Genomic DNA, 12,981 nt, shown 5'->3' on the forward strand with positions numbered 1-12,981 from the left:
TGGTGCAGGGTTGAACACACATCGGGTCGAGCGATCTGAAGGGGGATACATGACCGTGTCCAATTCCACCGCGGGCACCGGTGCCGAGGTTCTGCGGCCCCACGCCGAAGACGCTTTCGCGGATGAGCTGAAGGCGCTCGCGGAGGCCGACGACCGACCCCGCCCGGCCGGCTGGCGGCTCTCGCCGTGGGCCGTCTCCACCTATCTCCTCGGCGGTGTGCTGCCGGACGGCGGAAAGGTGATCACCCCCAAGTACGTGGGCCCGCGCCGGATCGTCGAGGTCGCCGTCACCACGCTCGCCACCGACCGGGCCCTGCTGCTGCTCGGCGTGCCCGGCACCGCCAAGACCTGGGTCTCCGAGCATCTCGCCGCCGCCGTCAGCGGGGACTCGACCCTGCTCGTCCAAGGCACCGCGGGCACGCCCGAAGAGGCGATCCGCTACGGATGGAACTACGCGCGGCTGCTCGCCCACGGCCCCAGCCAGGAGGCGCTGGTGCCCAGCCCCGTCCTGCGCGCCATGTCCGAGGGCATGACCGCGCGGGTCGAGGAGCTGACCCGCATCCCCGCCGATGTGCAGGACTCACTGATCACGATCCTCTCCGAGAAGACGCTCCCGGTCCCCGAGCTGGGGCAGGAGGTGCAGGCGGTCCGCGGGTTCAATCTCATCGCCACCGCCAATGACCGCGACCGCGGGGTCAATGAGCTGTCCAGCGCGCTCCGCCGCCGTTTCAACACCGTCGTACTGCCCCTGCCCGCGACGCCCGAGGCGGAGGTCGACATCGTCTCCCGCCGCGTCGACCAGCTCGGCCGCTCGCTCGATCTGCCCCCGGCCCCGGAGGGGCTGGAGGAGATCCGGCGCGTCGTCACCGTCTTCAGAGAGCTGCGGGACGGTGTGTCGGCCGACGGCCGCACCCGGCTCAAATCGCCCTCCGGCACCCTCTCCACGGCCGAGGCGATCTCCGTGGTCACGGGCGGTCTGGCGCTCGCCGCGCACTTCGGGGACGGAGTCCTGCGCCCCGGGGACGTGGCGGCCGGCATCCTCGGCGCGGTGGTGCGGGATCCGGCGGCCGACCGGGTCGCCTGGCAGGAGTATCTGGAGACCGTGGTCCGCGAGCGGGACGGCTGGCAGGACTTCTACCGCGCCTGCCGGGAGGTGAGCGTATGAGCGGCCCGCTGCTGCTCGGAGTGCGCCACCACGGCCCGGGATCGGCGCGGGCGGTGCGGGCCGCGCTGGAGGCCGCGGAGCCGGCGGCGGTCCTGATCGAGGGGCCGCCGGAGGGCGACGCGCTGCTCGCCCTGGCGGCCGACGAGCGGATGCGCCCGCCGGTCGCGCTGCTCGCCCACGCGGTGGACGATCCGGGCCGGGCGGCGTTCTGGCCGCTCGCCGAGTTCTCCCCTGAGTGGGTCGCGATCCGCTGGGCGCTGGCGCGCGGGGTGCCGGTGCGGTTCATCGACCTCCCGGCGGCGCATTCGCTCGCGGCGCCGGACGAGGAGCCCCCGGGGGAGACGGCTCCGCCGGGCGGCCGGGCCGCGAAGGGGCGGTATCCGGCGGGCCGGGGCGACGGGGCGGCGGCCGCCGTGTCCGGTCCCGCGGGATCGGCGCCCGATGGCGCGGCGGGCGCCGCGCTCGCTCACGCGCCGGGCCCGTCGGCCGGTTCCGCGCGGGGGCCCGTGTCCGGTCCTGCGGCAGGTCCCGGGTCGGAGGCCCTGTCCGGTCCCGTTCCGGACGCGGGGGCCGGGTGCGCTCCGGGGGCCGGGGCGGGGCGTTCCGCCGAGGGCGCGACGCCAGGGGGACGGACACCGGGCGGGGGCGGCGCCGGGGTGGGGCCTTTCGGGCCGGGTCCGTCGGCGGATGTCGTGCCGGACGCCGTGTCCGGGGTTACGGAGGCTTCCGGCGCGGGCCCTCGGGCGGCCGACGCCGGGGGCGGGTCGGCGGACCCCGAGTGGGACGCCGTTCCGGGCGGGGCCGCCGCCGGCTTCGAGGAGGACACCGGCTTCGAGGGGGACGCCGGGCCGGGCGGATCGACGCTCGGGCCCCGGGCGGGCCGGGCGCGGTCCGAAGGCGCGCCCCTCGGGGCGGAGAAGCGAATCGGAGCACGCGCGGGCGGCGGGCCCGCCCCGGGCGGGACGGTCGTCGACCCGGAGTGGGACGCCGTGCCGACGGCGGCCCGGGGGCGGGCGGGGGCGGATCCCGAGTGGGACGCTCTGCCGGGGACGCCGGGCCGGAGCCCGCGCCCGGCGAGCGGGGCCGGTCCCGGCCCCGGGGCGGAGCCGGTGAGCCGTACGGCCGGGGCGGCGATCGGACGGCCGGCGGGGGAGCGTCCGGCCCGTGACGTCCGGGTCGACCCGCTCGCCGCGCTCGCCGAGGCCGCCGGGCACGACGACCCCGAGCGCTGGTGGGAGGACGTCGTCGAACACCGCGGCGGCCCCGGCGGCGGTGATCCCCTCGCCCCCTTCGCCGCCCTCGCGGACGCCATGGACGAGCTGCGCGCGGTCCACGGCCACGGCGGACATGAGCGCGATCTCGTCCGGGAGGCCCATATGAGGCTCCGGCTGCGCTCCGCGCGCAAGGAGTTCGGGGACCGGGTCGCCGTCGTCTGCGGGGCCTGGCATATCCCCGCGCTCCGGCGGAAGACGACCGTCGCCGCCGACAAAGCCCTTCTCAAGGGGCTGCCCAAGGTCAGGACCGAGATCACCTGGGTGCCCTGGACCCACCGCAGGCTCGCCCGCCACAGCGGCTACGGCGCGGGGATCGACTCCCCGGGGTGGTACGCGCATCTCTTCCGGGCCCCCGACCGCCCCGTCGAGCGGTGGATGACCGAAGTCGCCGGTCTGCTCCGCGCCGAGGACCGGATCGTCTCCCCCGCCCATGTCATCGAGGCCGTCCGGCTCGCCGAGTCCCTCGCCGTCCTGCGCGGCCGCCCCCTCCCCGGACTCGCCGAGACCGTCGACGCCGTCCGGTCCGTGATGTGCGACGGCTCGGACGTCCCGCTCGACCTCGTCCGGGACCGGCTCATCGTCGGGGACGTCTTCGGCGAGGTCCCCGACGACGCCCCCGCCGTCCCCCTCCAGCGCGACCTCAACCGCTCCCAGCGCTCCCTCCGGCTCAAACCCGAGGCGCCGGAGCGCGAACTGGAACTGGATCTCCGCAAGGAGACCGACGCTGCCAGGAGCCGGCTGCTGCACCGGCTCCGGCTGCTCTCCGTCCACTGGGGCGTCCCCGTCGCCGGGCGGGGGAGCACCGGCACCTTCCGGGAGAGCTGGCGGCTGCGCTGGGAGCCCGAGCTGCACGTCAAGGTCGCCGAGGCCGGAGTCTGGGGCACCACGGTGCTCTCCGCCGCCGCTGCCGTGGCCGAGCACCGGGCCCTCACCGCCGCCGACCTCGCCGACGTCACCTCGCTCGCCGAGGAGTGTCTGCTCGCGGAGGTCGCCGACGCCCTCCCCGTGGTCATGCGCGCGCTCGCCGACCGTGCCGCGCTCGACACCGATGTGGGCCATCTCGCCCAGGCCCTGCCCGCCCTGGCCCGCTCCCTCCGGTACGGAGACGTGCGCGCCACCGACACGGCCGCCCTCGCCGAGGTCGCGGCCGGGCTCGCCGAGCGGATCTGCGTCGGACTGCCGCCCGCCTGCACCGGGCTCGACGCCGAGGGCGCCGACCGGATGCGGGGGCATCTCGACGCCGTCCACACCGCCGTGGCACTGCTCCCCGACGCCCGGAAGCCCGCCGAGCACTGGCGCTCGGTGCTGCACCGGCTCGCCGCCCGGGACACCGTGCCCGGGGTGATACGCGGCCGGTCGGCCCGGCTCCTCCTGGACGAGGGCCGGCTGGACGAGAGCGAGGCGGCGAGACATATGAGCCGCGCGCTCTCGGCCGGCACCCCGCCCGCCGAGGCCGCCGCCTGGATCGAGGGCTTCGTCGGAGGCTCGTCCGGCGGCGGAATGCTCCTGGTCCATGACGAGCGCCTGCTCGGACTCGTCGACGCCTGGCTGACCGGAGTGCCGGCGGACGCGTTCACCGATGTCCTGCCGCTGCTGCGCCGGACGTTCTCCGCCTATGACCCGGGCGTTCGCCGCACCCTGGGCGAGCTGGTCCGGCGTGGGACGGCCGGGCCCGGCGGCGGTCCGGCCCGGCCCGCCACCGCCGTCGTCCCCGGCTTCGGCCCCGGGCTGCACGAGGAGCGCGCCGACGCCGTACTGCCGGTGCTCCGACTCCTCCTCGGCATGGACGAGGCCGTCGACCGGGACACCGGGACCGGGGGCAGGAGCACCGAGACCGAAGCCATCGCCCCCGCCCCCGGCACCGACGCCTGGGGCGGCCACGGCAGCGGGACCGCCCACCGCACCACCGCCCACCGCACCGGCGGCACCGCCCACCACACCGGCGGCGACGGCGGCGGCGATGAAACGCACGGCGATTCGACGGGGGTACGAGCATGAGCCCGACGGCAGAGCGGACGGACCGGGCGGACCGGGTGAGCAGGCCAGACGCGACAGACCGCACGGACCCCTCGGACCCCACGGACCCCACGGAGAGCACGGAGGGCAGAAACCCCGCGGAGGGCACGGCCCCCACGCCCCCCGCCCGCCCGGCGGATCAGGACGAGCGGGTGCGGCGCTGGCGGCTCGTCCTGGGCGGGGGCCCGGCCGACGGCACCGGCCGCGCGCTCGGCGGCACGGACGCGGCCGTCGACGGAGCCCTCACCGCCCTCTACGGCCAGGGAGAGGGAGCCGGCCGAAAGCCCGGGGGCGCCGGGGCCGGGGGCGGCGGGGCCGCCGGCGGCCGGAGCCGGGGCGGCGGGCTCGGATCCTCCGCGCCGTCCGTCGCCCGCTGGCTCGGCGACATCCGCGCCTACTTCCCCACCTCCGTGGTCCAGATCATGCAGCGCGACGCCATCGACCGGCTCGGTCTGGCCACCCTGCTCCTGGAGCCGGAGATGCTGGAGGCGGTCGAGGCGGACGTCCATCTCGTCGGCACGCTCCTCTCCCTCCACCAGGCCATGCCCGAGACCACCAGGGAGACCGCCAGAGCCGTGGTGCGGAAGGTGGTGGAGGACCTGGAGAAGCGGATCGCCGCCCGCACCAGGTCCACGCTCACCGGCGCGCTCGACCGGTCCGCGAGGATCAGCCGCCCCCGCCACCGGGACATCGACTGGGACCGCACCGTCCGCGCCAATCTCAAGAACTATCTGCCCGAGTTCCGGACCGTCGTCCCCGAGCGGCTGGTCGGCCACGGCCGGGCGTCGCGGTCGCTGAAGAAGGAGGTGGTGCTCTGCGTCGACCAGTCGGGCTCGATGGCGGCCTCCGTCGTCCACGCCTCGGTCTTCGGCGCGGTGCTGGCCTCCATGCGCTCCCTCGACACCCGGCTCGTCGTCTTCGACACCTCCGTCGTGGACCTCACCGACCAGCTGGACGACCCCGTCGACGTGCTCTTCGGCGCCCGGCTCGGCGGCGGCACCGACATCAATCGGGCCCTGGCCTACTGCCAGTCCCGGATATCCCGGCCCGCGGACACCGTCGTCGTGCTGATCAGCGATCTGTACGAGGGCGGCATCCGGGACGAGATGCTGAAGCGGGTGGCGGCGATGCAGGCGTCGGGCGTGCGGTTCGTGACCCTGCTCGCACTCTCCGACGAGGGCACGCCGGCGTACGACCGGGAGCACGCCGCGGCCCTCGCCGCACTGGGCGTTCCGGCCTTCGCCTGTACGCCGGACCTCTTCCCCGAGGTCATGGCGGCGGCCCTGGAGAAACGCCCGCTGCCCGTGCCCGACGTCTGACGCCGAGGGCCGCTCCGACCAGGGTCTCGGGCTCCGCCGGACGGCGGATTTCGGATCGCAGGCAGGGAGCCGCTTTCGCATCTGTGACCGTTCTCACCACTGATGTGTGAGCTGGGATTTAGGGAGGTACGGGCCACGGGGATACTCTGCGAGGCGGACATGCCGCGTGCTCGGACACCGTGCGCGCTTCCCTTGTGACATCGCATGTGACATCGCAGTCACGTTGCCCTTCGCGGCACGCCCACGCAGAAAACGAACCGCGATCATCAGAAAAGGGACGGACGCGCGTGGACCTGTTCGAGTACCAGGCGAGGGATCTCTTCGCCAAGCACGGTGTACCGGTGCTGGCCGGTGAAGTCATCGACACGCCTGAGGCGGCGCGCGCGGTGACCGAGCGTCTGGGCGGCCGTTCGGTCGTCAAGGCGCAGGTGAAGGTCGGCGGCCGCGGCAAGGCCGGCGGCGTGAAGCTGGCCTCCAGCCCGGATGACGCGGTCGAGAAGGCCGGTCAGATCCTCGGCATGGACATCAAGGGCCACACGGTCCACAAGGTCATGCTGGCGGAGACCGCGCCCGACATCGCCGAGGAGTACTACGTCTCGTACCTCCTCGACCGCACCAACCGCACCTTCCTGGCCATGGCCTCCGTCGAGGGCGGCATGGACATCGAGGAGGTCGCGGCCACCAAGCCCGAGGCCCTCGCGAAGATCCCGGTCGACGCCAATGAGGGCGTCGGTCCGGAGAAGGCCCGCGAGATCGTCGCCGCCGCGAAGTTCCCGGCGGAGGTCGCCGACCAGGTCGCCGACATCCTGGTGACCCTGTGGAAGACCTTCATCGCCGAGGACGCCCTCCTCATCGAGGTCAACCCGCTGGCCAAGGTCGCCGACGGCCGCGTCATCGCGCTCGACGGCAAGGTCTCCCTCGACGAGAACGCCGACTTCCGCCAGCCGGAGCACGAGGCGCTGGAGGACAAGGCCGCGGCCAATCCGCTGGAGGCCGCCGCCAAGGCCAAGAACCTCAACTACGTCAAGCTCGACGGCGAGGTCGGCATCATCGGCAACGGCGCGGGTCTGGTCATGTCGACCCTCGACGTCGTCGCGTACGCCGGTGAGAACCACGGCGGGGTCAAGCCCGCCAACTTCCTCGACATCGGCGGCGGCGCCTCCGCCGAGGTCATGGCGAACGGCCTGGAGATCATCCTGGGCGACCCGGACGTCAAGTCCGTGTTCGTCAACGTCTTCGGCGGCATCACCGCCTGTGACGAGGTCGCCAAGGGCATCGTCCAGGCTCTGGAGCTGCTCAAGGCGAAGGGCGAGGACGTCACCAAGCCGCTCGTCGTGCGCCTCGACGGCAACAACGCGGAGCTGGGTCGCAAGATCCTTTCCGACGCCAACCACCCGCTCGTGCAGCGCGTGGACACCATGGACGGCGCGGCCGACAAGGCCGCCGAGCTCGCGGCGAAGTAAGGGATCAGACCACCATGGCTATCTTCCTGACCAAGGACAGCAAGGTCATTGTCCAGGGCATGACCGGTGCCACGGGCATGAAGCACACCAAGCTCATGCTGGGTGACGGCACCAACATCGTCGGCGGTGTGAACCCGCGCAAGGCCGGTACGACGGTCGACTTCGACGGCACCGAGGTACCGGTCTTCGGCACCGTCGCCGAGGCGATGAAGGAGACCGGGGCGGACGTCTCGGTGCTCTTCGTGCCCCCGGCCTTCGCCAAGGCCGCCGTCGTCGAGGCGATCGACGCCGAGATCCCGCTCGCCGTCGTCATCACCGAGGGCATCGCGGTCCACGACTCGGCCGCCTTCTGGGCGTACGCCACCAGCAAGGGCAACAAGACCCGGATCATCGGTCCGAACTGCCCCGGCCTGATCACCCCCGGTCAGTCCAACGCCGGCATCATCCCGGGCGACATCACCAAGCCCGGCCGTATCGGACTGGTCTCCAAGTCCGGCACGCTGACGTACCAGATGATGTACGAGCTGCGCGACATCGGCTTCTCGTCGGCCGTCGGCATCGGTGGCGACCCGGTCATCGGCACCACGCACATCGACGCCCTGGCGGCCTTCGAGGCCGACCCGGAGACCGAGCTGATCGTGATGATCGGTGAGATCGGCGGCGACGCCGAGGAGCGTGCGGCCGACTTCATCAAGGCCAATGTCACCAAGCCGGTCGTCGGCTATGTCGCGGGCTTCACCGCCCCCGAGGGCAAGACCATGGGCCACGCCGGCGCCATCGTGTCGGGCTCCTCCGGCACCGCGCAGGCGAAGAAGGAGGCCCTGGAGGCCGCGGGCGTCCAGGTCGGCAAGACGCCGACCGAGACGGCCGAGCTGGCCCGCGCCCTGCTCAACGGCTGACACCGAACAGCTGAACAGCCGGAGCGACGGCACCAGCGGTAACGACGTCCGGGCCCGCGTCCCCTTCCCGGGGGCGCGGGCCCGGACGTTTTCGCGTCCTTCGGCCCGGGCGCGGCAGGGCGGCCGGGCCGGGGCGTACGGGTCAGGGGATCCGCGGCACCAGCCGCTCGGGCCCGTGCACCGGCTCGGAGAGCAGCTTCTCGCGCAGCTCCCGCCCCTGGTCGGTGAGCCGCTGCGGACCGGCGTGCGCCGGGATGCCCTCGACCCGCCGGCCGGGGGCGACCTCCGGTTCGTACTGACTCGGCGCGGTGGCCAGCGTGAAGCCGGTCGCCCCGATGATCAGCGCGGTCACGGTGAGCGCGGTCCGCGTCCAGAACCACACCAGCCGCTCGCTGCCCTCCCGTACGGAACGCGCGGGCGCCGGCTGCGGCACCGGGCAGGCCTCGGTGAGCGCGGCGAGCCCCGCCTGAAGGGCCTCGGCGGTGTCCAGCTTGGGCAGCCGCCGGGCGATGGCCTGGCGCGCGTGCAGCACCCGGTTGGCCGCCGCCGGGGTGCTCGCCTCGGTCTCCGCCGCGGTCTCGGGCAGATCGAGCCCCAGCCCGTCGTAGAGCACCAGCGTCCGGCGGTACGGGGGCGGCAGCTCCAGCAGCGCGTCGAGCAGCGCCCGCTGCTCCTGGCCCAGCGGCGGCACGTCCGGATGGCGGTGCGCGGGCCGCAGCCGCTGCCAGGGCGACATGGCGAACTCGTACGCGGCGGCCCGCACCCACCCGACCGGATCCCGGTCGCGGGCGACCTCGGGCCAGTTCTGCCAGGCGGTGTGGAAGGCGCGCTCGACGGCCTCGTGGGAGAGCCCGCGCCGCCCGGAGAGCAGGAAGGCCTGGCGTACGAGGGCGGGGGCGGCGTACGCGTAGAGGGCGTCGAACGCCTCGGCGGGCGTCGGCTCGCCGGGGCGCGGGGGCTGCTCGGGGTCCCGTTCCGCCCAGGCCGGAGGGTGCTTTCGGGTCTCCTCCCGCGCCCGTTCGGGTGGTTCCGGCCGGGGGGCCGGGTGGGCGACGGGGGGATGGGACTTCGGAGGGTGCGGCGGGAGGGGCCGGGGGGCGCGTTTGGCGGCGGGTTCGGGGCGGGTGAGCGAGTGCGGCCGTTCGGGCTTCTCCGGGGCCCGGCCGCCGAGCGACCCGCCCCCGGACCCGGGCCGTGACACAGCCCCGGAACCGGATCCCGCGCCGGACCGCGACGTCGAACCGGTCCCTGTTCCTGCCCCTGTCCCGGAGCCGAGCCCGGCCTCGGACCCCGGTCCGGGTGCTCCGGTGTCCTGACGCGCCTCGGGCGGCGGGTGATCGGACCCGCCCCCGACCCGGGCGTGCGCCGGAGCCAGGGCGGGCCTATCGACCCGGGCGGGCGTCTCGACGCGGGCCGCCGCCTTGGCCGTGGCCCGCGCCCCGGCCCGGCGCCGGACCCGGGGCCCGGCGGACCCGGTCCGCGCTGCCGTTTGACCTGCGGCGGTGTCCGGGGCCCCGGCCGAGGCGGCGGCCGGAGCCGCGCCTTCCGCACCCGGACCGCCTTCCGCCCCCGCACCCGGACCGCCTTCCACCCCCGGACCCGGGGCCTCCGCGCCCGTGGGCGCCGCGGGGCCCGTACACCCCAGCAGCCTCGCGTACGCCTCACGACGGCGCCCCCGCGGTTCGCTGCGGCCCGTCTCCCACGCGCGGACGGTCGCTCTGGTGACGCCGACCGCCGCCGCGACCTCCTGTTCGCTCAGCGACTTCGCCTCGCGCAGCCTGCGCCGTTCCTTGGGCGACGGCAGCGGGGTGTCCGAAGCGGAAGGGGCGTTGCTCTGGGTCATGAAGGACTCCCCGAAGCGCTCCACTCGGCAGAAAAGTACATAAACGTATCTTGAGCGACACAACGGCTATTCGCCCGTTACATGGATAGAGCGCGTGTCGTTGGCAGCATGGCGGCGTGACCCAGACGACCGATCACGGTCCTTCGTACGCTCAGCCGCCGGTCCTGGTGCAGGGCGGCCGGCGAGCCGCGCTGGTCGCCTGTCTCGTCCGGGGGGCCACCGCGGCGGGGCTCGGGCTCGGCGCGTTCGCCGTGCTGGTGATGGCGGTGTGGATCAGCTCCCCGTACCCGGACAGCGGTCCGGACGGGGCGCTGCACGTCGCCGCCGCGTGCTGGCTGCTCGCCCACGGCACCGAACTCGTCCGGGAGGGCACGCTCTCCGGGCAGCCCGCGCCGGTCGGGGTGGCTCCGCTGCTGCTGATGGCGCTGCCCGTGTGGCTGATCGTCCGGGCGGCGCGCGACGGGCTGGTGCCGGACGAGGACGGCCGGCGGCCACGGCCCTCGCCATGGGGCGCGGTGTGCGCGGTGAGTGCGGGATATCTGCTGGTGGCGGCGGTGGTGACGCTCTACGCGACCGGGGGTTCGCCCGCCGCGGACCCGCTGAGCGCGCTGCTGCGGATCCCGCCGCTGACGGTGGGCTGCGCGATCGCCGGGGTCTGGACCGCGAGCCGCCGGCCCGACGGGCCGCTGCCGGAGTGGCTGCCCGGAGCGGCCCGGGTGCGGCTGGCCCGCACCCGGGTGACCGTCGCCCTGCGATCGGCCGCCGCCGGGGCGCTGGTGCTGGTCGGGGGCGGTGCGCTGCTCGTCGCCTCGGCGCTGGTGTGGCACGCGGACGCGGCCCAGGACTCGTTTCTGCACCTCGCCGGGGCCTGGTCGGGCCGGCTCGCGGTGCTGCTGCTGGGGATCGCGCTGGTGCCCAACGCGGCGGTGTGGGGCGCGGCGTACGGACTGGGGCCGGGCTTCGCGCTCGGTACGGGGTCGGTGGCCACCCCGCTGGCGCTGACCGGCGACCCCGCGCTGCCGCCCTTCCCGCTGATCGCCGCGATTCCGGCGGAGGGGCCCGGTACGCCGCTGAACTGGGCCTGCGCGGCGGTGCCCGCGGTGGCCGCGCTGGTGATCGCCTGGTTCACGGCGGACTCCGCCGCGCCCCGGTACGGGGAGCGCGAGACGGCCTGGAGCAATCGGGAGACCGCGTTCGCCGCGCTGCTGGGCTCGGTCGGCTGCGCGGTGCTGATGGCGCTGCTGGCCGCCGCCTCGGGCGGGCCGATGGGCTCGGAACGGCTGGTGGCGTTCGGCCCGGTGTGGTGGCTCACGGGTGCGGCGGCGCTCTGCTGGACGACGGCGATCGCCGTCCCGGCGGCGGTGGCCGTGCGGATCTGGCGGGTGGTCACCGGATACGGGACGGGAGCGGGGGTACGGCGCGGCCGGCTGCGGCTGCGCTCGGCGCGGCCGGCCGGAACGGGCCGTCGGGGGCGGTCCGGGGCGGGGGCCGCGACGGGCGGCGCGGCGGACGAGTCGTTCGGGACCTACGACTTCCTGCCGGAGCGTCCGCCGCTGGGCGCGCCCCAGGGGGCCGCCGGCTCCGAGCCGGACCTCGACCTCGGACTGGATCTGATCCTGGCCCCGCCGCCGCCCACCGTGGACCGGACGGCGGCACCAGAAGCGGAAACGGAATCTGTGCCAGGGCCTGAGGCGGCGGGGGAGAACAAGACAGAAACGGAACTCGAAGTCGAACCGGCTCCAGCCCTGGCGCAGACTCCGGCTCCGACCCATGGACCGCGCCCGGAGCCAGAGTCAGAGCCGGAGCCAGAAACGGAACCGAAACCGGAAGCAGAACCGGGAGCGGAAGCAGAACCCGAGCCGGAACACGACCCGGTCCCGAAGCCCCCGGCACATCCGGCGAAGGCGGCGGCCCCCGAAGCCCCGGCTCTCGAAGCTCCGGCCTCCAAGACCCCGGCCTCCAAGACCCCGGTCGCCAAGACCTCGGCCCCCGAGGCGCACGCCCCCGAAGGACCCCGAGCCCCCCAAGCGCCCCCGAATCCAGAACCCCCGAGCCCGCCCGGATCCCCCCGGGCCAGACCGTGGGCCGCGCCCGCCAGCCCCTGGCCCAAGGCCCCCGAGGAGCCCGCACCCGGGGAGCCCGCCGCCGACGAGGCCCCCGGGGACGGACCGCCGGCTACTCGGTGACGCCGATGAGGTCCCGCAGCGGCTCGGGCAGCTTCTCGTTGCAGGACAGCTGGGCGTCCTTCGTCAGCGCGTCCCGCTCACAGGTGTAGAAGTCGCGGTAGACCAGCTGCGCGGTGAACGCCGCCGCCACGATCGCCAGCGCGATGCCGCCCATCACCAGACCGGTGATGGCCGCCGTCCGCTGGGAGCGGTTCGAGAGCCGCCCCGGGCCGGCGGCCCCGGCGGCTCCGGTGGGCGCGGGGGCCGGTGCGGCCGTGGCGTCGGCGGCTCCCTTCCGTCCGTCGCCGGCCTTCCCCCGCAGGGAGCTGATCGACCAGTACAGGGCCAGCGCGCCCAGCAGCAGCGCGATCTCGGTGAAGTCGAACACCGCGAAGAAGAACGCCCACATACCGGAGAGCAGGGCGTACCGCGCGCGTCGCTGGGTCGGGTCGGTCGGGTCCCAGCGCGGTCCGGGGGGAGTGCCGCCGGGGCCCTGCTGGCCGCCGTTCGGCGCGTTCGGCCCGGGGCGGCCGCCGAAGCCGCCGCCCGACGAACGGCCCGGCTGGCGGCTGCTCCACTGGCTGCCCCAGCCGCCCCGCCCGCCCCGGTCGTCCGAGGAGCCGTCGGAGGAACCGGAACCTGAATCAGAACCGGAGCCCGAACCGGAACCGGAGCCGGACTGGTCGGAGGAGCCGTTCGAAGGCTGCCGCGGCTGCCACGGCTGGTCCGGCTTCCCCTCCGGCGGCGGCGCGAAGGGGTTGTTGTCGTCCGTGGACTGGCGCTCCCGCGGCAACAGGAGGTCCGTACGGCGGCGTCGGTCCGGCATCTGGTGAACGT

General features: G+C 74.9%; 8 protein-coding genes and 1 pseudogene. 6 read left to right on the forward strand and 3 right to left on the reverse strand.

The window, feature by feature from the left end:
- Nucleotides 1-49 precede the first annotated feature (49 nt).
- The 5 genes from ACF089_RS11675 to sucD all read left to right on the forward strand — a co-directional run bounded on the left by ACF089_RS11675 (nt 50) and on the right by sucD (nt 8,136).
- Nucleotides 50-1,165: an AAA family ATPase gene (locus ACF089_RS11675; RefSeq protein ID WP_392025084.1), complete on the forward strand. Its 1,116-nt coding sequence runs from the start codon at nt 50-52 to the stop codon at nt 1,163-1,165.
- Nucleotides 1,162-4,437, forward strand: coding sequence for a DUF5682 family protein (locus tag ACF089_RS11680; protein WP_392025086.1), 3,276 nt, complete (start codon nt 1,162-1,164; stop codon nt 4,435-4,437). The genes ACF089_RS11675 and ACF089_RS11680 overlap by 4 nt, the downstream gene beginning before the upstream one ends.
- A complete protein-coding gene (locus tag ACF089_RS11685; protein ID WP_392025088.1) occupies nt 4,434-5,774 on the forward strand; it encodes a vWA domain-containing protein in 1,341 nt (446 codons plus the stop codon). The genes ACF089_RS11680 and ACF089_RS11685 overlap by 4 nt, the downstream gene beginning before the upstream one ends.
- Nucleotides 5,775-6,061: 287 nt before the next feature.
- On the forward strand, nt 6,062-7,237 hold the full coding sequence (gene sucC / locus ACF089_RS11690; RefSeq protein ID WP_392025090.1) for an ADP-forming succinate--CoA ligase subunit beta: 1,176 nt from the start codon (nt 6,062-6,064) through the stop codon (nt 7,235-7,237).
- A gap of 14 nt (nt 7,238-7,251) precedes the next feature.
- Nucleotides 7,252-8,136, forward strand: a complete 885-nt coding sequence (gene sucD / locus ACF089_RS11695; RefSeq protein ID WP_392025091.1) for a succinate--CoA ligase subunit alpha — start codon at nt 7,252-7,254, stop codon at nt 8,134-8,136.
- A gap of 142 nt (nt 8,137-8,278) precedes the next feature.
- Here the strand turns inward: sucD and ACF089_RS11700 are convergent, their stop codons facing one another.
- Both ACF089_RS11700 and ACF089_RS11705 read right to left on the reverse strand, forming a co-directional pair.
- Nucleotides 8,279-9,337 (reverse strand): sigma factor-like helix-turn-helix DNA-binding protein, encoded by a 1,059-nt coding sequence (locus tag ACF089_RS11700; RefSeq protein ID WP_392025709.1) that lies wholly within the window; start codon nt 9,335-9,337, stop codon nt 8,279-8,281.
- Between the two features lie 441 nt (nt 9,338-9,778).
- A pseudogene (locus tag ACF089_RS11705) lies at nt 9,779-9,979 on the reverse strand (helix-turn-helix transcriptional regulator); the annotation flags it as partial.
- Nucleotides 9,980-10,095: 116 nt separating this feature from the next.
- On the opposite strand from ACF089_RS11705, the gene ACF089_RS11710 reads away from it, so the two are divergent.
- On the forward strand, nt 10,096-12,165 hold the full coding sequence (locus ACF089_RS11710) for a DUF6350 family protein (protein WP_392025093.1): 2,070 nt from the start codon (nt 10,096-10,098) through the stop codon (nt 12,163-12,165).
- Here ACF089_RS11710 and ACF089_RS11715 read toward each other — a convergent pair.
- Entirely contained in the window at nt 12,155-12,970 is an 816-nt protein-coding gene (locus ACF089_RS11715) for a hypothetical protein (protein ID WP_392025095.1), read from the reverse strand. The two genes, ACF089_RS11710 and ACF089_RS11715, sit on opposite strands and share 11 nt — an antisense overlap.
- Nucleotides 12,971-12,981: the final 11 nt, after the last annotated feature.

This window comes from Streptomyces sp. NPDC014894 (assembly GCF_043080985.1).
GTDB lineage: Bacteria > Actinomycetota > Actinomycetes > Streptomycetales > Streptomycetaceae > Streptomyces.

What these genes read in the sequence shown, in the direction of transcription:
- ACF089_RS11675 (WP_392025084.1), top strand. Translation starts at nt 50, where the DNA reads ATGACCGTGTCCAATTCCACCGCGGGCACCGGTGCCGAGGTTCTGCGG.
- ACF089_RS11680 (WP_392025086.1), top strand. Translation starts at nt 1,162, where the DNA reads ATGAGCGGCCCGCTGCTGCTCGGAGTGCGCCACCACGGCCCGGGATCG.
- ACF089_RS11685 (WP_392025088.1), top strand. Translation starts at nt 4,434, where the DNA reads ATGAGCCCGACGGCAGAGCGGACGGACCGGGCGGACCGGGTGAGCAGG.
- sucD (WP_392025091.1), top strand. Translation starts at nt 7,252, where the DNA reads ATGGCTATCTTCCTGACCAAGGACAGCAAGGTCATTGTCCAGGGCATG.
- ACF089_RS11715 (WP_392025095.1), bottom strand. Translation starts at nt 12,970, where the DNA reads ATGCCGGACCGACGCCGCCGTACGGACCTCCTGTTGCCGCGGGAGCGC.